1 protein-coding gene is annotated in these 665 nt (G+C 50.1%); it reads left to right on the top strand.

Features of this window, described 5'->3' with window-relative positions:
• The coding region (locus R8O11_RS28280; protein WP_318195006.1) for a magnesium transporter at window positions 1-611 on the top strand (611 nt) is incomplete at its 5' end.
• Window positions 612-665: the final 54 nt, after the last annotated feature.

Here is a 665-nt window from a genome sequence, read left to right as displayed (position 1 = left end):
CCATCGATGACGTGGTTGACGTTATTCGTGAAGACGCCGAACACTCAATGATGAGTATGGCGGGTATGGATGATGACGAAGATACCTTCGCTCCCGTCTTCAAATCCGCGCGTAAACGAAGTGTTTGGCTCGGAGCCAATGTCCTAGCTGCATTAGCTGCTGCTTCGGTTTCCAACATGTTTGAAGCCACGCTGGACCAAATGGCGGCAATTGCGGTCTTGATGACCATCGTGCCATCCATGGGTGGTGTTGCAGGTAACCAAACCGTTGCACTGGTTATTCGTGGCCTTGCTTTAGGTCATATCGGTGACTCAAACAAACGTGAACTGTTGATGAAAGAAGCCGCAATCGGTTTGCTTAACGGCATCATGTGGGCGTTGATCATCGGTGGTATCGTTGTGGTTTGGAAAGGTAACTGGATGCTCGGAGGTATCATCTCTGCCGCCATGTTGACCAACCTGTTCGTGGCCGGGGTTGCAGGGGTAACCATCCCTGTCCTTCTGAAGAAGATGAATATCGATCCTGCCCTTGCTGGCGGTATGGCACTGACGACTGTCACTGATGTGATTGGCTTGTCTGTTTTCCTCGGTCTCGCAACCTTGCTGATCTAAGCCAGTAACCAACAATGAGCATTAAAAAAGCCTGATGAACACATCAGGCTTTTT

The organism is Vibrio sp. 1288 (assembly GCF_033344475.1).
Note: the sequence above shows the minus strand (reverse complement) of the source record. Positions and strands in the feature narration are given on the sequence as shown.